20 protein-coding genes are annotated in these 26,095 nt (G+C 43.7%); 13 read left to right on the top strand and 7 right to left on the bottom strand.

Features of this window, described 5'->3' with window-relative positions; genetic code table 11:
* The first annotated feature begins 634 nt into the window (after positions 1 to 634).
* From GKR48_RS12905 to deoD, 8 genes are all read left to right on the top strand, one after another.
* On the top strand, positions 635 to 1,048 hold the full coding sequence (locus GKR48_RS12905; protein WP_036950212.1) for a BON domain-containing protein: 414 nt from the start codon (positions 635 to 637) through the stop codon (positions 1,046 to 1,048).
* Positions 1,049 to 1,190: 142 nt separating this feature from the next.
* Entirely contained in the window at positions 1,191 to 2,267 is a 1,077-nt protein-coding gene (locus GKR48_RS12900; RefSeq protein WP_154628361.1) for a patatin-like phospholipase family protein, read from the top strand.
* Positions 2,260 to 3,045: a TatD family hydrolase gene (locus GKR48_RS12895; protein ID WP_154628360.1), complete on the top strand. Its 786-nt coding sequence runs from the start codon at positions 2,260 to 2,262 to the stop codon at positions 3,043 to 3,045. Before GKR48_RS12900 ends, GKR48_RS12895 begins: the two co-directional genes overlap by 8 nt.
* A 295-nt stretch (positions 3,046 to 3,340) precedes the next feature.
* On the top strand, positions 3,341 to 4,636 hold the full coding sequence (locus GKR48_RS12890) for a NupC/NupG family nucleoside CNT transporter (RefSeq protein WP_154628359.1): 1,296 nt from the start codon (positions 3,341 to 3,343) through the stop codon (positions 4,634 to 4,636).
* A gap of 458 nt (positions 4,637 to 5,094) precedes the next feature.
* A complete protein-coding gene (deoC, locus tag GKR48_RS12885; RefSeq protein ID WP_154602795.1) occupies positions 5,095 to 5,874 on the top strand; it encodes a deoxyribose-phosphate aldolase in 780 nt (259 codons plus the stop codon).
* A 101-nt stretch (positions 5,875 to 5,975) separates the two neighbouring features.
* Positions 5,976 to 7,298, top strand: coding sequence for a thymidine phosphorylase (deoA, locus tag GKR48_RS12880; RefSeq protein ID WP_224060129.1), 1,323 nt, complete (start codon positions 5,976 to 5,978; stop codon positions 7,296 to 7,298).
* A gap of 80 nt (positions 7,299 to 7,378) precedes the next feature.
* Positions 7,379 to 8,602, top strand: coding sequence for a phosphopentomutase (gene deoB, locus GKR48_RS12875; protein WP_132496126.1), 1,224 nt, complete (start codon positions 7,379 to 7,381; stop codon positions 8,600 to 8,602).
* 83 nt (positions 8,603 to 8,685) lie between these two features.
* Complete coding sequence (gene deoD / locus GKR48_RS12870; protein ID WP_006657106.1) at positions 8,686 to 9,402, top strand: purine-nucleoside phosphorylase; 717 nt, start codon at positions 8,686 to 8,688, stop codon at positions 9,400 to 9,402.
* A 71-nt stretch (positions 9,403 to 9,473) separates the two neighbouring features.
* Here deoD and GKR48_RS12865 read toward each other — a convergent pair whose 3' ends face one another.
* Positions 9,474 to 9,974 carry a GNAT family N-acetyltransferase gene (locus GKR48_RS12865; RefSeq protein WP_336431164.1) on the bottom strand — a complete coding sequence of 167 codons (501 nt, stop codon included), beginning with the start codon at positions 9,972 to 9,974 and terminating at the stop codon, positions 9,474 to 9,476.
* Between the two features lie 223 nt (positions 9,975 to 10,197).
* Between GKR48_RS12865 and GKR48_RS12860 the strand changes: the two genes are divergently transcribed.
* Both GKR48_RS12860 and GKR48_RS12855 read left to right on the top strand, forming a co-directional pair.
* Positions 10,198 to 10,980, top strand: coding sequence for a hypothetical protein (locus GKR48_RS12860; RefSeq protein WP_154628358.1), 783 nt, complete (start codon positions 10,198 to 10,200; stop codon positions 10,978 to 10,980).
* Positions 10,981 to 11,089: 109 nt separating this feature from the next.
* A complete protein-coding gene (locus GKR48_RS12855) occupies positions 11,090 to 12,349 on the top strand; it encodes a hypothetical protein (protein ID WP_154628357.1) in 1,260 nt (419 codons plus the stop codon).
* Between the two features lie 82 nt (positions 12,350 to 12,431).
* Here the strand turns inward: GKR48_RS12855 and GKR48_RS12850 are convergent, their stop codons facing one another.
* From GKR48_RS12850 to GKR48_RS12830, 5 genes are all read right to left on the bottom strand, one after another.
* Positions 12,432 to 15,221 (bottom strand): M16 family metallopeptidase, encoded by a 2,790-nt coding sequence (locus GKR48_RS12850; RefSeq protein WP_154628356.1) that lies wholly within the window; start codon positions 15,219 to 15,221, stop codon positions 12,432 to 12,434.
* A complete protein-coding gene (locus GKR48_RS12845) occupies positions 15,211 to 16,917 on the bottom strand; it encodes an ABC transporter ATP-binding protein/permease (protein ID WP_154628355.1) in 1,707 nt (568 codons plus the stop codon). The genes GKR48_RS12850 and GKR48_RS12845 overlap by 11 nt, the downstream gene beginning before the upstream one ends.
* Positions 16,918 to 16,963: 46 nt before the next feature.
* Positions 16,964 to 19,738: a secretin and TonB N-terminal domain-containing protein gene (locus GKR48_RS12840; RefSeq protein WP_154628354.1), complete on the bottom strand. Its 2,775-nt coding sequence runs from the start codon at positions 19,736 to 19,738 to the stop codon at positions 16,964 to 16,966.
* Between the two features lie 118 nt (positions 19,739 to 19,856).
* Complete coding sequence (locus GKR48_RS12835; RefSeq protein WP_154628353.1) at positions 19,857 to 20,858, bottom strand: FecR family protein; 1,002 nt, start codon at positions 20,856 to 20,858, stop codon at positions 19,857 to 19,859.
* Entirely contained in the window at positions 20,858 to 21,394 is a 537-nt protein-coding gene (locus GKR48_RS12830) for an RNA polymerase sigma factor (RefSeq protein WP_154628352.1), read from the bottom strand. The genes GKR48_RS12835 and GKR48_RS12830 overlap by 1 nt, the downstream gene beginning before the upstream one ends.
* 165 nt (positions 21,395 to 21,559) lie before the next feature.
* Between GKR48_RS12830 and GKR48_RS12825 the strand changes: the two genes are divergently transcribed.
* Complete coding sequence (locus GKR48_RS12825) at positions 21,560 to 22,342, top strand: energy transducer TonB (protein ID WP_154628351.1); 783 nt, start codon at positions 21,560 to 21,562, stop codon at positions 22,340 to 22,342.
* A gap of 13 nt (positions 22,343 to 22,355) precedes the next feature.
* Here GKR48_RS12825 and GKR48_RS12820 read toward each other — a convergent pair whose 3' ends face one another.
* A complete protein-coding gene (locus tag GKR48_RS12820; RefSeq protein ID WP_154628350.1) occupies positions 22,356 to 23,117 on the bottom strand; it encodes an AhpA/YtjB family protein in 762 nt (253 codons plus the stop codon).
* 140 nt (positions 23,118 to 23,257) lie between these two features.
* Between GKR48_RS12820 and serB the strand changes: the two genes are divergently transcribed.
* Entirely contained in the window at positions 23,258 to 24,235 is a 978-nt protein-coding gene (gene serB / locus GKR48_RS12815) for a phosphoserine phosphatase (protein ID WP_036950248.1), read from the top strand.
* Between the two features lie 468 nt (positions 24,236 to 24,703).
* Positions 24,704 to 26,086 (top strand): DNA repair protein RadA, encoded by a 1,383-nt coding sequence (radA, locus tag GKR48_RS12810; RefSeq protein WP_336431163.1) that lies wholly within the window; start codon positions 24,704 to 24,706, stop codon positions 26,084 to 26,086.
* Positions 26,087 to 26,095: the final 9 nt, after the last annotated feature.

Raw genomic sequence — 26,095 nt, 5'->3', positions numbered from 1 at the left:
GAATCGATATTTTTCTGTGGAGAGCATACTGCTATGATGGCGGTGGGTGCTTGGATCATTTTGGTTCAAGCAGATAATTGATTCAAATAAACCATTGGTTTAAGCGAACAATAAGTTGTGAGACCAAAAAGACGAAAGCCCCGAGTTCCATTAATAGTAACTCGAGGCAGTCTCCAACACGACAATTGGATTCTGTCTCCTTTTTGTACAGGAGTCAAGAGGAATGACCAAGTTTGCTCTTATCGGGCTAATGACCGTGTGTGCCACGGTGTTGTGCCTTTCACTGTTGCTGCGAGACCGAATTTGTTCGGTCAATGTAATCAGTGGAAACACAATGGTTCAAGCTACTCTATTGTGCGTTGAGTAGTCTGGTGGGGGAGTAATCCCCCACATTTCTCTCTGATTGTAAGTTAGGTGATACAGGCACCCTTTTTCTGTTTTTTTCATTGAGAGATATTAGACAGTTATTTCTTAATTTCTTATTTAAATCATCCAATTAAGAGTTTTTCTCTCAAAAGTGAAAATTACCTTGGGTCATACTCTTGAAGATGAGTTATTTGACTTTATTTTTATCTACTTTTTACTTAGGCTATGACATTGTTAGTTTATTAATCATACCAAGAGGAAGGTTCCAATGAAAAAGATCGCCGTTTTACGTTCTTTAGGTGTCATTGGGTTGAGCTGGGCACTTTTTGCTTGTAGTTCATCATCTGATAGCGCCTTGAAAAAACAAGCTTCAGAAACTTGGGACAGCGCAGCTAAAACTGTTGAAATGGCAGGCAAAGATACAGGTAATGCCATCTCAAGTGGTGTGAAAAGTACCGATACCTATATCGATGATTCTTCCATTACTGCGGATATTAAAAGCAAACTCTTAGGTACCAGTGGGCTCCCAAGTAATAGCGTGTCAGTAAAAACTGTTCAAGGTGTGGTTTACCTCTCTGGTTTTCTCAAATCTAGTGAGCAGATAAATCAAGTTGTACAGATTGCATCAACCGCGAAAGGGGTAAAATCAGTACAGAATGGTTTAGTTCTGACGAACAAGTAATTTATTTTAAATGAGCTTTCAGTCGAAAGCTCATTTTGCTATTTGCTCTTCCTGAGAAAAACAGTTTAATGAGAATCATTTGTTTTAATCTGATTTATTGTGAGATTGTTTAGAGACACGTCAATATAGAGAAAGGGTTACTATGGGAAAGCATGTTCCTGTCACTTTAGGCACGATTGAGCCACTCGCGTTTTCTGATGAAATTAACGGAAGAAAAACTGCCCTTATCTGCGAAGGTGGCGGTCAGCGTGGTATTTTTACGGCCGGTGTATTGGATGAATTTCTGATAGAAAACTTTAACCCTTTTGATTTGATGATAGGGACGTCTGCGGGCGCCCAAAATTTATCCGCTTATATTTGTGGTCAAGCCGGATATGCCCGCCGAGTGATTACTCGCTATACCACGAATCTTAATTTTTTTAACCCGCTAAGATTTATTCGTGGAGGAAACTTAATTGACCTTGATTGGTTGATTGAAACGACGGCGAAAGAGTTTCCACTTAATATGGATGCAGGGCTTGAATTGTTAAATTCTGGCCGTGAATTCTATATGGGAGCCAGTCGTAGCGATGATTTTTCCGCTGCATTTTTGCAGCCAGATGCGGATTCTTGGTTGGATATCATTCGTGCTTCCAGCGCCATTCCAGGATTCTATCGAACTGGCGTAGAATATAGCGGCGTGCGATACCACGATGGAGGGATAAGCGCCGCGATTCCTGTAGAGGAAGCTTATCGGCGTGGAGCGGATACAATTGTTGTGATCCGCACTGTACCTTCTCAGATGTACTTTACGCCCGAATGGGTAAAACGAATGACTCGTTGGCTTGAAGGTGATAATTCGGCGCTGCAACGCATGGCAGCCATGCTAAAAGTTCACTTGAAGAGCTATCGAAAAACGCAGGAATTTATCGAAAACCCACCCGATGGCGTGCAGATTTTTGAAATATACCCACCGACACCACTGAAAAGCAGTGCATTAGGCAGTAAAATTAGTGCCTTAAACCAAGATTACCATGTCGGACGACGCTGTGGACGTTACTTTATTGCAGCATTAGCTCAACAGTTTGCGAGTAATGATGCTGATTTCAGTCGATTTTCTAAGAACACCAACTCATTAGAATTGATGTATAGGGAAGATCAGCGAGAGTCTTTATTAGCAGGAAAGACGGCCGAGGCAGCAAGTGCTAGCGCCCTGCAAGGCAATCCTGCTCATGAGTGATAATATTCAATTTATCGACACTCACTGTCATTTTGATTTTCCCCCGTTCAGTGAGGCACTTACAGAAAGCCTAGAAACCGCGAAGCAAGGTGGAATTACGGATATTATTATTCCTGCGGTGAGTCAGGATAACTTTCAACGCATCTGGAATTTAGCGCATGAGTATTCTCAACTCCACGCAGCAATGGGATTTCACCCACTATATTTAAGCCAGTTTCAAGAATCACATTTTGAAAAATTGACGGATTTTCTGATGCGCAAAAGCCAGAAATGCGTGGCAGTAGGAGAGATTGGGCTTGATCTTTATATGGAAGATCCTCAATTTGAAAGGCAACAAATATTGCTTCAGCGCCAGTTGAAGTTAGCTAAGCAGTTTGACTTACCCGTTATTTTGCATTCACGAAAAACTCATGACCAATTGGTTGCGATGTTACGTCGCTACGAAGTCCCTGCACGTGGTGTAGTGCATGGTTTTGCTGGCAGCCTTTCTCAAGCCGAAAGTTTTGTGAAACTGGGGTATTACATTGGCGTCGGGGGGACAATTACTTATGAGCGCGCGAATAAAACTCGCCAAGTGATGGCTCAACTCCCGCTAAGTTGTCTTGTGTTTGAAACAGATGCACCGGATATGCCTGTATCCGGTTTTCAAGGTGAACCTAATCGACCAGAGCGTATTCAGTGGGTATTTCAGTCTTTGTGTGAGCTGCGCCACGAATCTCCGGATGAAATAGCACAACAACTTTACAACAATAGCCGGACGTTATTTAATCTAATTTAGATTATAATTAGCCGATTAATAATTATTTCTTAAGTATTTTATGTATTTATCCGAGTAAATCCATTCAGCTTTTTATCTCTTCGACTATCGCATTAGTGCCTTTCCAGACGAAACTGATCCTCTATTGTGAGTTTCGTCACAATATTTGAATTTATGTTGCTTATTGCACTTTGGATTTGTGATGAATGTTGGGGGTTATTAATGATGACTGGTTATAATCATCGAACTAAGATTCGTGGAATCTTGCGAGTTTCTTTATACATTAACCTAGAATTAAGTGAACAGGGATACTTCCATGCAACTCATTTTGAGTATTGTTGGGATGGCGGTGCTTATTGCGATAGCCGTTCTCTTCTCCAGCGATCGTCGCGCAATTAGACTTCGTACAGTCGGCGGTGCTTTTTTAATCCAAGTCGCTATCGGCGCATTCGTTCTTTACTCCCCTGCGGGACGTAGCGTTTTACAAGGCATGTCTGACGGCGTTTCTAAAGTTATCGGTTACGGTCAAGATGGGATGAGCTTCATCTTCGGTGGTTTAGTTTCCGATAAAATGTTTGAATTATTTGGCGGCGGCGGCTTTATCTTTGCTTTCCGTGTATTACCTATCATCGTCTTCTTCTCATCTCTGATTGCCGTCCTGTATTACCTCGGCATCATGCAACTGGTCATCAAAATTCTAGGTGGTGGTCTGCAAAAAGTACTGGGAACTTCAAGAACCGAATCACTGTCTGCAACCGCGAACATTTTCGTTGGTCAAACGGAAGCGCCTCTGGTTGTTCGCCCTTATATTTCTACCATGACTAATTCTGAACTGTTTGCCATCATGTGTGGTGGTTTAGCGTCTGTAGCGGGTTCAGTATTAGCGGGTTATGCGCAAATGGGTGTTCCAATGGAATATCTGATTGCTGCATCCTTCATGGCGGCGCCGGGTGGATTACTGTTTGCTAAGCTAATGGTTCCTGAAACTGAAGTTGCTAAAGATAATGTGGATGCTAAAGATTTAGTGGCAGAAGAAGATCGTCCAGCTAACATCATCGATGCAGCCGCATCTGGCGCAGCATCCGGTATGCAACTGGCTCTGAACGTAGGTGCAATGTTACTGGCATTCATCGCATTAATTGCGTTAATTAACGGTATTTTAAGTGGTGTGGGTGGCTGGTTTGACTATCCGCAATTATCCCTTGAATTATTACTAGGTTGGGTATTTGCCCCAATCGCATACCTGATTGGTGTGCCGTGGAGCGAAGCAACAATTGCCGGTTCTTTCATTGGGCAAAAAGTGGTTGTGAACGAATTCGTTGCTTTCATGAACTTCGGTGAATATATGAAAGCCGATGCGGATGTGATTGCGGCGGGCAAACAAGTTCTGTCTGATCATACTAAAGCGATTATTTCCTTCGCACTGTGTGGTTTCGCGAACTTATCTTCTGTGGCAATTTTGCTGGGTGGCTTAGGTGGAATGGCACCAAATCGCCGTAGTGATGTAGCTCGTTTAGGTATGAAAGCCGTTATGGCGGGTACACTCTCTAACTTAATGAGTGCAACGATTGCAGGCTTCTTCTTAACATTAGCCGCAATGACCGCAATGTAATCCCCCTGTTTGCAGCGGAAAGGCGATTTGTCTTTCCGCTGTCATTTTCTTCTGCGATATTCTTTTTCTGGTTTTTATCGTAACTCTTACTTTTTCAACTATTCTTAACGTAATCAATTTAAGACGAGAAAGTTGCAGCCTGTATAATGGTTGATAAAGAGTGAGCAATTTCTCGTGAAATTGTGATATCGTTCACGAATATATATTTAATAATGTAACGTTCAGTCGATAAATGTGATTTGTAGCGCATAAAATACCCCAGTTACGTGGTCAAATAGGTAACAGTAAGTTGCCACGGAACTGATAGTTCATAGAGTCAACTGGCTCTAGGGCATCGTGCGGTGAGATGGATCTCAGCTGCTGAGTTTGGAAAACCTAACTAGCATCTTTATGGAACAAGCCCGCTCGCCAACAAAGAACGTATCGTTCTGAAAGAATTAACATCGTTGGAGAGTTATATGACTGATTTAAAAGCAGCAGCGCAACGCGCACTGACCCTGATGGATTTAACTACGTTAAATGACGACGACACTGACGCAAAAGTGATCGCCTTATGTCATCAGGCAAAAAGCCCAGCAGGTCATACCGCTGCTATCTGTATTTATCCTCGTTTTATTCCTATTGCACGTAAAACCTTACGTGACCAAGGAACGCCAGATATCCGCATTGCGACCGTCACCAACTTCCCACATGGTAATGATGATATTGAGATTGCTTTAGCTGAAACTAAAGCTGCCATTGCTTATGGTGCGGATGAAGTTGACGTTGTATTCCCATACCGTGCACTGATGGCTGGTAATGAAAAAATCGGTTTCGATTTAGTGAAAGCATGTAAAGATGCTTGCGCGGCTGCAAATGTATTACTGAAAGTGATCATTGAAACGGGTGAACTAAAAGATGCTGCATTGATCCGTAAAGCGTCTGAAATTTCAATCAATGCAGGTGCTGATTTTATTAAGACATCCACGGGTAAAGTGCCTGTGAATGCCACTTTAGAAAGCGCAGAAATCATGATGCAAGTCATCCATGATATGGGCGTGGCGAAAAGTGTTGGTTTCAAACCTGCTGGCGGCGTTCGTACCGCTGAAGAAGCAGCACAATATTTAGCCTTAGCAAGCAAAATCTTAGGCGATAACTGGGCTGATGCTCGCCATTTCCGTTTTGGTGCATCTAGCTTATTAGCGAATTTATTAAATACACTGGGATTTGACGTTAAAAAATCCTCCAGCAGCTATTAATAATCGCAATTATTAGTGACATCAGACTGTTGCCCTATCTGACTTGGGCAACAGCCGTGACTATTTAGCCGAAGAATTCGATGTGAATTAAGGAGCCTATTGTGTTTCTCGCTCAAGAAATTATTCGTAAAAAACGTGACGGCAAACCATTAAGCGAAGAAGAGATCCGCTTCTTCATCAATGGTGTACGTGATAACACGGTTTCTGAAGGTCAGATTGCAGCCCTGGCAATGACCATCTATTTCAATGATATGACAACCCCTGAACGTGTCGCGCTAACGTTAGCGATGCGTGATTCCGGTACCGTATTAAATTGGAAATCACTGAATCTTAATGGTCCACTCGTGGATAAACACTCCACAGGTGGCGTGGGGGATGTGACTTCACTCATGTTAGGACCTATGGTTGCTGCATGTGGTGGTTATGTTCCGATGATTTCCGGTCGCGGCTTAGGTCACACCGGTGGAACCCTTGATAAGCTCGAAGCTATCCCTGGGTTTGATATTTTCCCTGATGATGAACGTTTCCGCGACATTATCAAAAATGTCGGCGTGGCGATTATTGGTCAAACCAACTCACTAGCGCCTGCTGACAAGCGTTTCTATGCGACTCGTGATATCACGGCAACCGTGGATTCTATTCCGCTTATCACCGCTTCTATCTTAGGTAAGAAATTAGCCGAAGGGTTAGATGCGTTAGTGATGGACGTTAAAGTGGGTTCTGGTGCATTTATGCCAACCTACGAAAAATCAGAGCAATTGGCTGAATCTATCGTGCAAGTCGCCAATGGCGCAGGCTGCAATACTACCGCGTTATTAACTGACATGAACGAAGTACTGGCATCTAGCGCAGGTAATGCTGTTGAAGTCCGTGAAGCTGTACAGTTCCTGACGGGCGAATACCGTAATCCACGTTTGTTTGAAGTCACCATGGCGCTGTGTGTGGAAATGCTAGTTTCTGGTAAGTTGGCATCGGATCGTGATGATGCCCGTCAAAAATTACAAGCAGTACTGGATAATGGCAAAGCGGCGGAAGTGTTTGGTCGTATGGTTGCGGCACAAAAAGGGCCGAAAGATTTTGTTGAAAATTACAGCAAATATCTGCCAACTGCCGTCCTCAGCAAAGCCGTTTACGCACCACAAGCGGGCATTATCACACAAATGGACACACGAGCACTGGGTATGTCTGTGGTAACGTTAGGGGGTGGCCGCCGTAAAGCTTCTGATCCTATCGATTACAGCGTTGGTTTAAGTGATATCGCAGCATTAGGTAGCAAAGTTGATACCCAAACCCCACTTGCGATCATTCATGCCAATAGCGAAAAATCATGGGAAGAGGCGGCGAAAGAAGTTCGTGCTGCTATGATTATTGGGGATAAAGCCCCAGAAGCGACACCAATGGTCTATCGTCAAATTAGTGAATAAACCGATATCCGCATCTTTCACAGAAGGGTGCGGGTTAGATGACGCGATGAACAGATAAGCTGTATCGCAGGAGAATAAATATGAAACGCACATTTATCATGGTACTGGATTCCTTCGGGATCGGCGCTGCAGGTGATGCCCATAAATTCGGCGACGAAGGTTCGAACACACTGGGTCATATCGCAGACGCTTGTGCTCGTGGGGAAGCAGACAAAGGCCGTAAAGGTCCATTACACCTGCCTAACTTAACAAAATTAGGTTTAGGAAAAGCAGGGGAAGAATCAAGCGGAAAATTCCCTGCGGGTCTGGATCCAAATGCAGAAATTATCGGTGCATATGGTTATGCGAGTGAGTTATCTTCAGGTAAAGATACACCGTCAGGTCACTGGGAAATTGCGGGCGTTCCTGTTCTGTTCGATTGGGGCTATTTCGAGAAACATGAAAACAGCTTCCCACAAGAATTACTGGATACACTGGTAGAGAAAGCCAACTTACCGGGTTACTTAGGTAACTGCCACTCCTCAGGTACTGTGATCCTCGACCAACTGGGCGAAGAACACATGAAAACGGGTAAGCCAATTTTCTACACCTCTGCGGACTCTGTATTCCAAATCGCGTGCCATGAAGAAACTTACGGCTTAGACAAACTGTATGAGCTGTGCGAAATTGCCCGTGAAGAGTTAACTAAAGGTGGTTACAACATCGGCCGTGTGATTGCGCGTCCATTTGTTGGCGACAAAGCGGGTCACTTTGAGCGTACGGGTAACCGCCATGACTTAGCGGTTGAGCCACCAGCGCCAACCGTACTGCAAAAATTAGTGGAAGAAAAACAAGGTGAAGTGGTGTCTATCGGTAAGATTGCCGATATCTACGCTCACGTTGGTATTACCAAAAAAATCAAAGCAACGGGCATCAACGCGCTGTTTGACGCAACCTTAGAAGAGATGAAAATTGCGGGTGACGACACTATCGTTTTCACTAACTTTGTCGATTTTGACTCAGCATACGGTCATCGTCGTGATGTTGCCGGTTATGCTGCTGCATTAGAGTTATTCGATAGCCGCTTACCTGAAATGCTGAAACTGGTTAAAGAAGATGACATTCTGATCTTAACCGCTGACCACGGTTGCGACCCAACTTGGCCGGGTACAGACCACACTCGTGAACACATCCCAGTGCTGGTGTACGGACCAAAAGTTAAACCAGGTTCTTTAGGTCACCGTGAAACGTTCGCGGATATTGGCCAGACAGTCGCGAATTATTTTGATTTATCACCAATGGAATACGGTAAGCCGATGTTTTAAGCTTGCGATAGGGTGATTTGAAAATAAGGCAGGAAACTGCCTTATTTATTGTGCACAATTTTAATGATTAAAAGGGAATACAAATGGCTACTCCACATATTAATGCAGAAATGGGTGATTTCGCAGACGTCGTACTGATGCCGGGTGATCCACTGCGCGCGAAGTACATTGCAGAAACTTTCCTTCAAGATGTTCGCCAAGTGAATAACGTACGCGGTATGTTAGGTTTCACAGGAACTTATAAAGGTCGTAAAATTTCCGTTATGGGTCATGGAATGGGTATTCCTTCATGTTCCATCTATGCAAAAGAGCTGATCACTGATTTTGGCGTTAAAACGCTGATCCGTGTGGGTTCATGTGGTGCAGTAATGGATGACGTGAAACTGCGTGACGTGGTTATCGGTATGGGGGCATGTACTGACTCTAAAGTAAATCGTCAGCGTTTCAAAGACCATGATTTTGCGGCAATTGCAGATTATGACTTAGTGCATAACGCGGTTGAAGCTGCAAAAGCGCGTAACGTAAACGTTCGTGTTGGTAACCTGTTCTCTGCGGATCTGTTCTATTCCCCAGACCCAGACATGTTTAAAGTGATGGAAAAATACGGCATCCTCGGTGTGGAAATGGAAGCTGCAGGTATCTACGGTGTTGCTGCTGAGTTTGGTGCTCGTGCACTGACTATCTGTACCGTTTCTGATCACATCAAAACTGGCGAACAAACGACTTCAGAAGAGCGTCAAACTACGTTCAATGAAATGATTGAAATCGCGCTGGATTCAGTTTTGTTAGGCGATAAATAATCGTTGATTCAGCTTTAATCTGAATATAAAAATGCCACTTTAAAAGTGGCATTTTTGATTTATAAATCGGCTTAACTTTTTGATTTAATTCGGCTCATCACAATCGCATCCACATACTGACCATCACGAAATGCATAATCGCGCAAAATGCCCTCTTGCTTGAAGCCAAACTTTTCATATAGACCTAAGCCGCTACCATTAGCGGCAAATACTTCTAATTCAATGCGGTGAACATTGAGCCAGTTGTCACAGTAATCCACCATAACTTGCATTAATTCCGAACCAATTCCTTTGCCTTGAAAAGCTTGGCTCACTGTAATACCGAAACTAGCCACATGTCGGCGGCGTATTTGTGCAGGTTGATGCACGACAAGTAGCCCAACCACTACATTATCCAGTGTGGCGACAAATTGAGTCACCAGCGGATCATTGGCACCCAGCCGTGCTTCCCACGTTTTCTCTGTGGGATAAGGCAGTTGCAAAGTGTTGGCATAAGCGGAGTAATCAGCGTGCATTTGTGTGATAGCGTGGACATCGTCCAAGGTGGCTCTACGTATTATTACGTTGTTCACAAACTTTTCCTTTTATTATCGTTTTTGAGAAGAATACTAATCACATTAAAAGCAATGTATGTCAATGAAGTAAATGGCTTGCCTCTTTATATTAATGCGGGGAATATTAATGTGGGGAATATTGATTTTTATATAGAAAATATATAAGTAGCGATATTTGATATCGTAAAGAAATTGAGGGATATATTATTATTTTTATTTAATTTAAACGAAGGAAGTGAGTATGTCTTTTATTAAAAATAGTTCAATTGAAAATAATAATAATATATTCCTAAATAAGGAAGTGAATCATGATGCTCAGAAAAAATCCGGATTCAAGAATGCATTGAATAAAACGATTGGATACTTTATTTCATCTGTTCAAAATAAGCTAGATTCAATCAATGAAATGATTTGTCGCAAAAAAATTATCAGAAGCCATCATTCAGCCGTTGAGGCCATTGAATGTAAATTAGGTAGTAATAGTATTTCAGTAAAATCATTAAGAAAAATAGAATGTAAATTTACGAAAATTAATAAGAATTATTCTTTCCTAGATAGTGTAGACATTAAAAAAGAGATTATATCTAAAACGAAAAGTGCTAATGAACCTGTGCGTGAAAAAATTAGTAAGATTATTGATCGTAAATTCGGTATTGATATTTATCGTAGTGAAGAAAAAACATCATCTATGGTAAAACTCGAAAATGATTTTATTGATTCACAAGTTTCAAATAGAACTGTAAGTTCAGATGTGAACGATACTGTATTTTTAAATTTAGTAAAAAATCATCAAATGATACCAATGGAAAAGAAAGATAATCGAATTAATAAAGATAGCTATATCCTTTCAAAGATAGAAGAAGTTGATGTGGAAGAAGATAATGAAAATAACTTGTCAAGTTTCAAAAAGGATACTGAAGAATTAATTAAAGCACTTTATCTGTTAAAAATGAAATTTAAAACTAGAGAAAATGAATTGGGTTTACGCGATGCTTATAAAGTTCATAAAAGTTCATTTAACTAAGTTTTTAATGAAGTAATTTAACCACCCTCAATATAGCTTATTTCTTAATATATACCAAGAATAAGCTATTTTTTTAAAGCAAAGATAGTTTATTCAAAAAGGAATATATATGAAGATTTTTCAAAATAAATCTCAATCTGCTGCGTTAGTGGACTGTTCATTGAATGACATGGTAAAGGCGATAATCAAAAACCCAAAGGTTTTCGAAAGGAAAAGCTATATTATCATCGATAAAATTAAAGCAGCCAAAAACAATGGCGCGGAAGGCTGGGAAGAAATAACTAAAGCATGGAGCATAGCTGCGAGCGGGAAAGCGAAAGAAAAAATTGATAAGTATTTTAATAAAGGTATGGAAGCAAGTAAAAATTGTTTTTCTCTACCTATTGAACAGCCACTTTCTACTAAAAAAATAAAAATGGAGCAAAGAAAAGATATTCTTGCTAAAGAGACTACTCGAAAAGCATGTGATGATGATTTTTCTAATAATTCAATAAAAAAAACCACACCAATAGAGGGTGATACTACAAATGATGTCATTATAGAAAAGATGGAGCATTGTGACGAATTGATTGATAAACCGAAGAATGAAGTCGTTGGTGAGAAGGCAAATAGTTTTACCAGAGGGCCTTCAATAATAAAAGATAAATTAAATCAGCTGAATTTAAGTGAAAAAGAATCTGGTTTTCAAAAAATTCTTCCTAGTCATACGATAGAGGAAGCAATTGAAATTAAAGTGATTTTTAATGGGATTTCGTATAGGTCATTAAACTTGATTAAGTCTAAAGTTAAGGCGAAATTTAATGAGTTAAAGTCAAGTAAAAACCCTGAGCTCTTTGAAAGAGAAATGTTTAATGCACAGGAAATACTAAAAAAATACGATAATGAATTGGTTTGTAAAAAAATTAATAATATTATTAATAAATATTTGGATAAACATGAAGTCTATATTAGAAAAAATAAAAGTCCGATAAGTCGATTTTGGTATGCAATAAATTCCGTAAATTCATTACAAGATATTACACCACGTAAGTTAAATGAGTTTAAAATGGCAATTATAGATTGCTTGAAGGAAGAACCAATTGAAAATATTGGAAAGTATTCATCCGAATTAATGCAGAAAATATCAAATTATACACATAAAAATATTGCTGAGCAGGTTAATGATTTCATAACTGCTTATTCGAGAGATAGAATAAACGAATTGAAGGGATATGAAAAAATCAGTGTTGAAAGTAAATCCGAGTTATTGAAACCTAAAGAAAATATCGATGCAGAAGAGTTAATGAAGAGTTTAAGTTTAAAAAAGATAATTTCACATGTGTTCAAGAGAGTAATTAATAATGTACGAAGATTTTTTTCCAAAAATTAATTATGAATTTTATCTTTTTTAAGAATACGGTGAAAAACAAATAAATCAGCCCGCTGTATTCACGGGCTGATTCTTTCTCAGATTAAGGCGTCATCATAAATACTTTCTGATTTTGACCTAAGTATTTACTAGCTAATTGATTTATCTGTGGGAGTGTTAAGGACTCAATCATCGCGCGTTCTTGCATGAGGCGCTGATATTGCCCATCATCCGCCGCAACTTGTGCGAGGGCTTCAGTCCAATAGCTTGCGCTATCCGTGACTTGCGCATTTTCAGTGAGCCAAATATTTTTGGCTTCCGTTAACTCTTTTTCCGTTACACCCGTTTGGCGCAGCTGCGCAACAGTATTGTGCGCTAAAGTTACCATTTCTGAAGCGCGTTCTGGCGCGGTGGTGAAATTTAAGCGTCCGGTGTAATACGGCTGTGGTTTTTTCGCTAACATTTGCGAGAAACTCAGGGCATAGATACCACTGGCTTTCTCACGCAATTCGCTACGTAGGCGCTGGCTAACAATGGTATCAATCAGTTGCAGAGCAAGTTGATCTTGTTGTGACCACTGTGCGGGCGCTGCAAATTGAATGCTGATCATGCTCTTATCGCTGCTACTGATCGGATATTGCTGATTAAAGCTCGTCATCTTCGGCATGATCCCTTGGTTGCGCCATGCCAGTTTGCCATCATGGGCAGGCAGCGTCGCAACCCACTGCTCCAGTAGTGGTTTCAGCTCGCGGGCATTCATCGTGCCGGTGATCACCAATGTCATATCTGAAGTAGAGGTGAGTAATTGGCGGTTGGCTTGTTGAAGCTGCTGAGCGGTAAAGGTTTTCCAAGCTCCTTCAGGGGAGATCACCAATAGCTCACCATGTTGGTAACTTTGCTGATTAATATGGTCGAGGAATGTACGCTCAACGGGCATTTTCGACAAGTTCAGCGCAAAAGCTTGTTTGTGTTGTTCCAGCTTTTCACCACTAAATTGCGGCGCGGTCAGTTTTAAATTCAGTAACTGCAACGCCGTTTCAAGATTATCAACCGGGGTTTTACCGCGATAACCGTGGTTGAGCAGCTCGCTATAAGGGCGAACGCTAACCTGATTTTGTTTGGCTAATAACGCCAAATCACGGGCGCTGTAATTGCCATAACCGCTGCTTTCTGGCAGTTTCATTGCCCAGTCGGTTAAGCCTGCAGTTTGCAGGGTTTCAAGGGAACGACCACCCGGAAGCTGTAAGTTAAACTGAATATCATCTTTAAGATTTTTATCCGTTTTAACAATCACTTTAATGCCATTACTGAGTGTCCACTGCTCTGTTTTTTCAATAGGCAGTGACGCTTGTTCGGTAATTGTGCCTTTTGCTACGACGGGTAACTTCAGGCTAATGGCTTGAGAACGCAGCGTGAACGGGCCCGGTTGTGTTTGGCGAATGCGTTGCCACTGTTCACTGAAGGTTTGTTTGTTCACCGCCTTTTCATCGGTATCAGGGCCAATCAGCGCTAAGCGTGGGGATGCGACCTGTAAAAGGCTAGCCACATGACGCTGTAAATCTTGAGGTTGGATATTTTTAGTTAATTGGTAGCTATTATCCAACTGCTGGCGTTTGTTCCACATCGGCATTTCATATTCGAGTGCGGTGGTCAGTTGCCCTGCTAAGTATTCATTACTGTAACGTTGCTCGGAACCCGCTTGTTGGCTAAGTTTCTTCAACATCCCTTGCTTGGCGCTATCTAGCTCTTGTTGAGTCACAGGCTCGGTCGCTAGGCGTTGCAGTTCAGTAAATAGAATTTCGGTTGCGCCCGCATAATCATTGCCTTTCGGGTGGATAATCATCAGCTGCTGAAGGCGTTGGTTATCTAGCATTGCCCCTTGTTCATTAATACTAATGGACGGCAAAATACCATTATCCACCATCACGGAAAAACGTTGATTCAAGATGGTTAACCATAAATTATCCATCAGATCGTCGGTTTGACCTTGGCGAGTATTCAACGGCGCAGAAATATTTTTTTGCAGTGAAAACTGAACGTAGCGGGCGCCTTGTTCTTTATCAAATACCCCTTGAACAAGCATATTGTTGGAGTCGGCAAAGCGCTTCCATTCTGGAGAATCTTGGGAAATTTTTTCTGGTTTCGGTAACGCAAACAAAGTTTTTACTTCATCACGTACTGTCGATGCGCTGAAGTCTCCAATAATCAATAAACTCATGCGCTGCGGCTGATACCACGTTTTGTAGTAGGCTTTGGCTTGCTCAATAGGCGCTTGGCGAACCACATCAAGGGAGCCAATAGGGTTACGCTCTGCGTAGCGGCTACCGTGGTAACGCAATTTTTCGAGGCTGTCATTGATGCGATAGCCCATGCCTTGACGTAAGCGCCACTCTTCAATAATGACGGGGCGCTCTTTTTCAAATGCCTCGGCATCGAAGGTCATATTTGCCGCCCAATCCGCCATAACCTGTAACCCAGTACTCACTTGTGCTGGGGTGGCATTTGGCAATGATAATTTATATAAGGTGCTGTTGAGGCTGGTGATCGCATTAACATGGCTACCGAGTTTCAGCCCTTGCTGTTCTAACTGTTTAAAGCCAGTGGTACCCGGGAAATGTTGGGTGCCCTTAAAAGCCATATGCTCAGTAAAATGCGCTAAACCAAGTTGCTGTTCGGTTTCCTGCAATGAACCTGCATTGACCAATAAACGCAGCTCAACCCCTGGCTGATTGCGTTGAAGTAAGTAAACTTGCAGCCCATTATCGAGTTGATAATGTTGCAGATCTTGGCGTACTGGCAGCAATGTTTGCTCGCTAGATTGTCGAGGCGTGCTGTTAACACAGCCCCCTAAAAGAGCCGCAACGACGGCGACCAATGTAATTTTACGAAGCATATTCTGGGGCTCCTGTCATAAATGGCGTATTTTGCGTTGTTCCAGATAAACGCAGATGCTTGTCAGCTAATTGGTCAATAAAGCCTTGATGGCTAACCAAAACGATACCGCTGGCGGGGAGCTGGGCTTTTAGCATATTCAGTAAAGCTAGTGCGCTCGGCTCATCAAGAGCGGAGGTCATTTCATCCAATAGCATTAACTTCGGTCGATTCAGGAGCAGTCGCGCAAACATAATGCGCTGCTGTTCACCGCCAGAAAGTCGGTTGTTCCAATCGGTTTCCAAAGCGAGTTGTGAATGAAGTTTTTCCAACCCAACAAGGGTTAGCGCATATTTCAGATCCGAAGCCGTAAATTGGCTGGCATCTTGTGGGTAAGCCAATAAGTTATCTAAACGGCTTATCGGTAAATAAAGGCGCTGCGGGATCCAGACGACGTTATCCGTACGAGTGATTTTTCCGTCAAAGAATGGCCAATGGCCGCTGAGTGTGCGCAGTAATGTGGATTTACCAATACCAGAACGACCGGAGATCAACATCAGCTCACCGCTATTGATACTAAGATCAACGGTGCTCAGCAGTGGGCGATGATCTGCCGTAAACAGGCTCAAGTTTGCTGTTAATGGTTCACTATCTTCGTTAATAGTGGCTTCTGGGGTTTTATCGTTTTCCAATAACACCACGAAGTTATACAGACGCGCTACGGTGGCTTGCCATGCTGCAATCTCTTTATAGGCAAAAATAAACCAGCCCAATGAGGTTGCTACACTGGTGAATGCTTGGCGTAACTGCATTAATCCGCCCAGCATAATTTCACCCGCTAAAAACTTAGGTAATGCCAGCAACACAGGGGCGAGGGCGGTCACTTGTTGATAACCGACGGTATAAAACGATAAATTACGTTCACAGCGGATCAACTGGTTCCAGTTACGGATAATTTCGCTAAAGCGGGTCATCAGCTCTTTACGGTCTTGTGGTTCACCCCGTTGCCCTGCGATGGCATCTCCGTGCTGGCGGCAATTGATTAACGAACTACGGTAATCCGCTTCACGGCGCTGTTTATCCATATGCAGGCGGCGCAGAGGGAAGCCAATCAGCTGGGTTAGCGCGATCCCGATGATGGTGTAAATAATACAGGCCCCGAACATATAGCCCGGAATGGTCCAATCGCTGTCGGCGAAATTAAATGAAAGGCTTCCTGAAAGCGTCCATAAAATCGCGGCAAAGGAGATCAATGTCAGCATTGAATGCAGGAAAGTGACTAACAGATTCAGCGTGGATTCAATCAGTAAGCGAATATCTTCCGCAATACGTTGGTCTGGGTTGTCGGGCTCTTGGGATGCGAGCCTCAGCATATAGTGTTTGCTGTTGCCGGAAAGCCAGCGACCAAGTACTTGCTCAGTCATGCCTTTGCGCCAACGGATAATCAGCATTTGCTTGAGGTAGGTGCCCATTACGACCACAAAAATCAGACCACTAACTAAAATCACAAAGTATTGCAGCAGCCCATACAGTGCTTGTCCGTCTAGCTTTTGCAGGGCGTTATAGAAATCCCCGTTCCACATGTTCATTTTGACATTGAACCAAACGGAAGAAAGGGTTAGCCCTAACGAGGCAAACAGCAGCACCCAGCACAAAAGGGCAGCACGCTGCCCCCAAAAAGGTTTAACTAAATAGAAAAATTGTTTAATGGTCTTCATGACTCGATTTCTTGGTTATGTGTTTGACATTGCTCACAGCTATCACTTAGAGATCGTAATTCACTTGCAGCCAGAATTGACGACCCGGATCATAAGATTTGATAGTGCGGTCATTGAACATAAAGCGGTCTGCAATATTTTTATTATTCAGTACGTTATTCACTTCCACCGAGAAACCAAATCCGTAAGCAAAGTCAGGTTTCCAGCCTAGGCGGGTATCCCATGTGTATTTGCTCGCAAAGTTTTGTTTGGTGTATTTGCGTAACTGACCATACTCAGGATCGGTGTAGTAAGCGTTGTCATAGCGGACGGCTTGGTCACGAGAACCCCACCATTGCAGGCGGTTGTACCAAGTGACGTCATACTCATCCCAAACACTGGTCATTTCTAGGTTAAGCTTAATTGGCGAGTTAAAGCTGGTTGATGGCAGTTTTGATGAATCAATCACTTTGCCGTCGTACCACACTTTGTTGAGGTTAACTTTGTTACCCGGATCGAATGAGTTATAGCCAGAGTCTTTTGGTGTATTACTTTCGCTTTTCTGCCATGTGAACGAGGCGGTCATGACGTGGGATGCCTCTGCCCATTCCCACGGTTGGCTATTGTTGACGGATAATGTCACGGTATCGTGAGAGCTGCGCCCGCCATTATCGTACATACGGATGCTGCGTTTATCTTCATCGCGGCTGTTGTATTTGGTGCGGGTACGCACTTCGTCGTAGCCTTCACGATGAACATATTGTAAGCGCCATGTGGTCGATAAGATTTCTTGTTGCAGCGCGAGGGTTAGCTCATCGTTATAAGGGGTTTTAAGAGAATCGATCCCTTCGTAGTCTTTTTTGTTGTCCCACTCATTATTTTCGGGGATTAGCGAACATGGCTCGAAATATCCTGCACATGTTTGCATGCCACCATTTTGTGCTCCATACAGAGCATAAGTGAGCATTGAACGACCGTAATAACGGTTCGCGCCAGCAATCAACAGTGTTTTCTTATCGCCAAATAAGTCATAAGTACCTGAAAGGCGAGGGGCAACGTTAGTACGATTAACAAAGTCATCGCGATCGAGACGAACGCCGGGGCGTAAGGTTAATTTTCCAAATTGAATATTGTCATCAAGGAAGATGGCGTAATTGGTGTAATCCGCGGAGTAGCTGCCTTTTTTAAAGCGGCTGATATTCGTTAAGCTCCCAGAGTAGTCATCACCCATAAGATTTCCAGAATAGGTATATTGGAAATAATCATGGTCACGGACATAAGTTCCTTTGGTGTAATTGATTTCAGCCCCTGCGGTTGGCTGGTGAGTTAACCCTAAGCTATCTTCTTGCGGATTAAAACGCATGACGGTTTTTAGGCTATGGGTATTTTGTTTCGACTCTAAATCCCCGAGTCCTCCACTATTACGTTCCGTGGTACCTTTGTAGTTAAAGTCATCATCAAATTCAAATGCGCGAACCATTAACGAATATTTTTGGTCATTCTTGCGGTCATCTTTCAAACTCTGTGTATTGGCGGTTGCTTCAAATTGACCTAAATCGAATTGATGTTTGAAGACAGCGGTCAAACCTAACCCATCATGGGTGGAATCATAGCCAGAATTGCTGATTGATGAAGAAAATAAGCGGCTATCATAAGAGGCGTAATTGGCTGATAAATCTAATGAGCTCTTCTCTGATAAATTCATCGAATACTTCAAAAAGTAGTTATCGGAGGTACGACGCTGATTTTTTTTACCCGAGTCAGAGTAGATAGGCTCAATTTTATTATTTTCTAAAACATAGGCTTCACCCCCCGTCACCGTCATCGGGATTGTTGAACTACGGCGAGATGCCGAGAACACCACGCCTGAATTTTCCGTCACGCCTAATTCAAACCAGCCACCAAAATCATTTTTATCGTAGCGATTCTGGAAGCGAGCTGGGTTAGCGGTATCGTTTTTGGTGGTATCGATAGATTGAGTCGAATCGTGGAACAGATTATTCCAGCCAGAACGGGTTAAGCGATAATACGCGTGGGCGCTATTTTCACCTTGCCAACGACGGCTGTTTACCTCAACGGTTCCTCCCGTAAATCCACCGAATTCCACTGGGATGTTGTTATCATAAACGGCCATGCTATCAATCAAGCGGCTGTCGATGTAAATCCCTTGGTCGCTGCTGCTCAGTCGCGTGGCGGTTTCACCTAAGCCACTGTCGGCAGGGTCAAAGTCATTGTTGAAGCTCACGCCATCAAGGCGATAAGCGTTCTGGTAGCTACTGGAACCATGAATAGAAATACGTGAAGGCTTAATTTCCCCTTGGTTCATGGAGTTGCTATCGTTATTCGCAAACTGCACGGCAGGGTTGGTTTTCATTAAATCGGTAATATTGCCGTCACCGGTATTTTTTTGGCTGATCTCTTCTGAGGTGACATATTGCGGCGCAGACATAACATCCATGGCAGGGTGATTTTGTACCACGCCTGATACTTGGGTTTCAGGTAAAACTAGCGTTCCTTGGTTTAAGTTTTGAGGACGAATAACCAACATGCCGTTTTCGTTAACCAGCTCTAACCCGCTACCAATAAGAATTTTTTGTAATGCGGTTTGTGGGGTATAGCTGCCAGAAAGGGCGGGAGCGCGCAGCCCGCTGAGCTGGCTTTTGTCATACAGAAGTGAAACCTGACCTTGACGACTGATTTGATCAATCGCACTTGCCAATCCTTGTTCTGGTAATGAGAAAGTGATTTCTTGGGCGATAGCAGATTGGCTGACTAACGCACTGGTGACCGCCAGTGACAGCGCAATCGGCTTGAATCGACCGAGTGTGAATTGAATTGCCATGGATATCCCTTATTCTTAAGCTGCACGAAAAATGTGCTAAAAAGTATTCAATAAAAATGAAGCTACTTAAGAAGATGGCGAAATGAGAATTATCCTCACCTGCAAATGAAAATATTTTTTATTTATTTTTTTTATTTTGGATAATCAAAAGGTTATTTTTATCCTGATACACGACTTGCACAGGAAGGAGCGAGGGAAGTGCCTGAAAAAAGGCATCTGGTTGTTGAAGGTTAATGCGGCCTGATATTTTCCGGTTGGCTAAATTGCTCGGAGAGAGTTCAACCTGAAAGTCGGAATAGGTTTTTAATTCAGACAGAACTTCGCCAAGGGGCTTATCCACAAAGCTGAGCTCACCAAAACGCCATCTTGCCACTTCTTGCGGGGTGACTGAATTGAGTGCGATTTGGCCATTAATACTCGGGCTTAGTGCCCCTTGTCCAGCAAGCAGTAATACGGCTTTTGGGCTGTTGACACTTTGAAAGCTCACAATGCCTTGGCTGACATTGACCGCGACTTGCTCGCCTTTTTTATTCACTTCAAATTCAGTTCCCACCACTTGAATACGTCGCTGATCCACGTTGATCACAAACGGGCGATACGGATTGGATTTCACTTTAAAGTAAGCGGAACCTTGGTCTAAATAGAGCTGGCGGATTGGCGTTTCATAAGCGACTCGAATGCGGGTATCGCGATTGAGAAACAGCACAGAGCCATCCGACAACGTCACCTCTTTGGTCGAGTCAGTGGAAACCAGCGTCATGTTATTGAGCAACATGGCCGGAAGCTGGCTGTAAGGTAAAAACAGGACGGCAGCGATAAAACAGGCGGCAACCAGATGACCGAGAGGCTTCCAAAACGATGAAAAACCGAATTTTGAAGCTGTTTGCTTGATAGGTGCTGGGCGCGGAACTTTTTCAATATCTTGCCAAATTCCGGCTATCGCTTCATAGGCATCTGCATGGGCTTTGGAAGCACGTAACCAGGTTTTAAATTCTTGAGATTGTTGGTCACTGAGCCGTTGACTATGGACACGGGTAAACCACAGCGCCGCGTCTTCGTCGATGCGTTGTTGCTCGACTGACGAAGTATTTTCTGGCTGCTGGGTTTGGTTGTTTTCCATTACGGATGATTGCTCTGATCGTCTAAATATTTTTTACAATGCACTAATGCAGCTGCGATATGTTTTTCCACCATACTGATCGAAATTTCCATACGCTCTGCAATTTCACTTTGAGATAAGCCATCAAAGCGATACAGCAAAAAGGCTTCTCTACGCCGAGGAGGCAAAAGATCAATCGCCTCGCCAAGTCGCGCAATCCGCTGTTGGTGCTCTAAAATTTCGCTAGGGTCGGCGGTGGTTTGCTCAAAACTTTGCTCATGCGCCACGTCATCAATCGAGGTATGGGACTGGCTCTGTTGATGACTCCGTCGCCAATGGTCAATTAGCACATTGCTAGCGATTTTAAACAGATAAGCACGGTTCTCCTTCACAGGATCCTGCGCTTTACGGTTTAGCCATAGTGTAAACACATCCTGTGATAAATCATCCGCATCGTTACTATTACCTAGTCGACTGCGGAAAAATCGCACAAGCTGACCATAGGTTGATTGATATGCGCCGCTGATTTTGCGGGCAAGGGATTTATCGATAGTCATTTTCTGGTGTCAAAAGTGAAAATAGTTTAATAATTAGCTCAAATTGGCTTTATAAATTAAATCAATACCTTGTAGTTGCTATTGTTATTTTATTAATAATAATGAATATCATTTTGATTTGCATTATGCCTATAATCAGCGAAAAATAAAGATGTGAGGCAAAATATGAACAGCAGTGTGGGGCAGCTGGGAAGCCCAATTTTTCGTCCTCTGGGCGGTTTATGTGGCAGTCTTGTTTTCCATGGAATACTGGCAATGATTTTTATTGGGTGGTTTACATCAAACCTACCAAAAACCGGGGTTTTACCACCCGCAATCTCTTTACAATTAGGGCTTTATCAACTGGAACAGCAGCAGGAGCCAGAAGTTAATAATGCCCCCAAACAGCAGATGGCAACTCGTGAAGAAGTCGAACCTGAAGTGGTGGAAAAAGCAGAAAAATTGCCACAAACCCCGCTAGTTGATAATGGGACATTGACGCGCGTTACCGAGAAAAAACGCCCGCCAAAGAAAAAGCCAGTTCAAGAGAAAAAAGTGGTGGAAGAAGCCCCCGTTTCAACCCAAGAATCGGAAGTGACTTCGGTACCAACCTCTGGCAGCACTTCGAATAGCAGTGCGAATTTTGCTAGCAGCGCCGCTGCACCAGTCAGTGGTCATCATGGGTGGGAAAGTGAAGTTCATCAACGGTTAGCGAAAGCAAAGCGATACCCACGCGCCGCATTGCGTTTTCGTTCAACGGGCGTTTCTCAAGTCAAAATTATTGTGGATAACCAAGGCAAGTTAGTGAGTGCCAGCTTGATTAACTCGTCTGGCACCAAGATCCTCGATAAAGAAGCGTTAGCCACTATCGAACGAGCTGCACCATTTCCGATGCCACCCGAGACTTTGTTAGCTAACGGAAAAGTGGAGCTAATTGCGCCGATCGTGTTTGATACGACGTCAATCTAGGCAAAGTTGGCTATTATTGCTTTTCTGACAACTTGCGCGCTACCCTTCTTGGTCGATGGGGGCTAGGCACTTTACGCCTTTTTGCGCGTGGTGATTTTAAGGGGCTACGCGTATTTAGCGCCCCTTTTGCCCCATTGTTCTGCACCTCGGGCTTATCTTCATTCTCTTCCGTGTTTTCGTCAGGTTCGACGATCAATTGCTGTTGACCTTTCTTTTTCTTCAAGCGCATCAGGGTATTCGCCAAAATAAACCCAATACATAAAGATAATAGAATGAACACGCGCATAATATTGGTGGTGTTATCTGCTTGTTGAAGGTCGGTAGTGAGCGATTCGGTATCAATGGTAAGGCGCAAATAACCATTAGGTTCTTTGGCGCCTTGGACTGGGATCACTAATTGGTAGTGAAAATTTTGTAGTCCCGTGTTGCCCTCAAGGGAAAGTCGCTCTTTAACGCTGGCAGGTTCACCTACTTGGGTGACTAATGCGCCCGCCGCCGTGTACAAGCTGGCATCTAAAATATAGTGATCTTTCGCTAGATGATTTAAATTGGCATTAATTCGTTCTAAATTAAAATCTTTGCTGCCGGGAACCACATAATCGGATAAGCTGAATGCCACTTGCTCAGCTAATACTTGAGTTAGTTGCTTAAATTGTTCCAGCCGGCTTTGACTTTGGCTATATCCCAAGTATGAAACCCCGTGCATTAAGAAGGTTATCAGCGCAACGCAAACAATGATAATAACGGTTTTGTGCAGCCTAAATGGGAGTTTCATAGGAATAATCGTGCTCTTTGTCTGTTTTATCGCAATTAGCAAAGTCATGAAGCGTTAACTTGCTGGAAAATTTAAGTATAGTAATTTTATGCAGGGTATACATTATAAAAAAGTTGTATCCACAACAGGAGCTAATTTTCATGCCAACGAGTTTGACCTACTGTTATCTGCCTGATGAAATTCAAAAATGGCCGGGTTTACCCTTATCGCTAAGTGGTGAAGAAGTGATGCCATTGGATTATCGTGCAGGGGACACTGGGTGGTTGTTATATGGTCGCGGTTTAGATAAAGCGCGAATCAGTGATTTCCAGCAGCGTTTAGGGATAGCGATTGTGATTGTCTCCTCTTGGCGCATAGATGATTACCAAGTTGTCCGCATCGCGGGCAGCATTACCCCTCGCATCAAAAAACTGGCGGATGAAAGCCAATTGGATGTGGTACCACTCGGAAAAATTCCACGCTTACGTTCCCCTGGGATTTTACTCATGGACATGGACTCTACCGCGATCCAAATCGAGTGTATCGATGAAATTGCCCGTCTAGCTGGGGTCGGTGATCAAGTTTCTGAAGTGACTGAGCGCGCCATGCAAGGTGAGCTCGATTTCACGGAAAGTCTACGTGCGCGTGTGGCACTACTCGAAGGTGCTGATGCGGCTATTCTTGACCAAGTTCTTGAAACCTTGCCGTTAATGCCGGGGTTAACCAGCTTAGTTCGTAAGTTACAAGCGATGGATTGGCATATTGCTATTGCTTCCGGCGGATTTACGTTCTTTGCCGATAACCTACGCCAGCGATTAAAACTGGTCGCGGCTGTTGCCAACCACCTAGAAGTCAAAAATGGCAAACTGACAGGTAAAGTCAAAGGGGCGATTGTCGATGCAAAATACAAAGCACAAACCCTCGTTAAATTGGCGGAAAAACTGAATATCCCAATGGAGCAAACCGTCGCCATCGGTGACGGGGCAAACGACCTGAAAATGCTCAGAAAAGCAGGGCTGGGAATAGCGTACCACGCGAAACCCAAAGTGTTTGCAAGGGCGAAAGTGGGGATTAAGCACGCAGACTTAATGGGTGTTCTATGTGTCCTCAGTGGGGGGCTCAAGCACGAAGAGCGCTAATTTTCGTCATATTTTACGCTACGACGTTGTTGGCTGCTTTTGGCTACTCGGGTCACATACTTGTGTATGCTCCCCGAGATATCCTCACTTGCCGCCTAGTCGTAACGCGAACTATTTAGAAAATGGGTGGAATTTCGTCATATTTTACGCTACGACGTTGTTGGCTGCTTTCGGCTACTCGGGTCACATACTTGTGTATGCTCCCCGAGATATCCTCACTTGCCGCCTAGTCGTAACGCAAACTATTTAGAAAATGGGTGGAATTTCGTCATATTTCACGCTACGACGTTGTTGGCTGCTTTCGGCTATCCTAGTCACATACTTGTGTATGCTCCTAGGAATATCCTCAATTACCGCCTACCTACAACGCCGAACTATTTAGAAAATTAGTGGAAGTTAAACGTCAAAAAATTAAAGATATTAAAAATAAAGCGTTAAATATTTTTATTGGGTGATTAAGGAGTGGCTGTGGCGAAAGGTGCGAAAAGGGCATTTGTGTGTAATGAGTGTGGGGCGGATTATCCGCGCTGGCAGGGGCAGTGTAGTGCCTGTAATGCATGGAATACCATTACGGAAGTGCGTTTGGCATCGACGACTTCGGCGCGTACGGATAGGCTGACGGGCTATGCTGGTAATGCGTCGGGCGTCAGTAAAGTCCAAAAACTCTCTGAAATTAGCCTCGAAGAGCTACCACGTTTTACCACCGGATTTAAAGAATTTGACCGTGTGCTAGGTGGTGGGGTTGTGCCGGGCAGTGCCATCCTGATCGGGGGGAATCCCGGAGCGGGGAAAAGTACCTTGCTGTTACAAACCATGTGCTTACTCTCGCGGGAGATGAAAACCCTGTATGTCACAGGGGAAGAATCCTTACAGCAAGTCGCCATGCGCGCTCATCGCCTAGGGCTACCGACTGACTCACTCAATATGCTGTCGGAAACCAGTATTGAACAAATTTGCCTGACCGCAGAGCAAGAGCAGCCTAAGCTGATGGTTATCGACTCCATCCAAGTGATGCACATGGCGGATATTCAATCCTCGCCGGGTAGTGTGGCACAAGTGCGTGAAACCGCGGCATATCTGACTCGATTCGCGAAAACGCGCGGCGTGGCGATTATTATGGTGGGTCACGTCACTAAAGATGGCTCGCTGGCGGGGCCAAAAGTGCTTGAGCACTGTATTGACTGCTCCATTATGCTCGATGGGGATGCCGACAACCGTTTTCGTACCTTACGTAGCCACAAAAACCGCTTTGGTGCCGTCAACGAGCTGGGCGTATTTGCTATGACGGAGCAAGGCTTGAAAGAGGTCAGTAACCCGTCCGCCATCTTCTTAAGTCGTGGAGATGAAATTACCTCGGGCAGTTCTGTCATGGTGGTATGGGAAGGTACGCGACCATTGCTGGTGGAGATCCAAGCCCTTGTCGACCACTCCATGATGTCCAATCCACGCCGTGTAGCGGTTGGGCTGGAACAGAACCGTTTAGCAATTTTGCTGGCGGTACTGCATCGCCACGGCGGATTACAAATGTCTGACCAAGACGTGTTTGTGAATGTAGTGGGTGGGGTGAAAGTGACGGAAACCAGTGCCGACCTCGCGCTGCTATTATCGTTAGTTTCAAGTTTCCGCGACCGCCCGTTACCTCGTGACCTTGTGGTATTCGGCGAAGTGGGGCTGGCAGGAGAAATTCGCCCAGTTCCAAGCGGGCAAGAACGTATTTCCGAAGCCGCAAAACATGGTTTCAAGCGTGCTATTGTTCCTCATGCCAATATGCCGAAAAAGTTACCGGCCGACATGAAAGTGTATGGGGTGAAGAAGTTGGCGGATGCTTTAAGTATTCTCGATGAGTTCTAAATTATCGTC

Source organism: Providencia sp. wls1943, assembly GCF_009706275.1.
GTDB lineage: Bacteria > Pseudomonadota > Gammaproteobacteria > Enterobacterales > Enterobacteriaceae > Providencia > Providencia zhijiangensis.
Note: the sequence above shows the minus strand (reverse complement) of the source record. Positions and strands in the feature narration are given on the sequence as shown.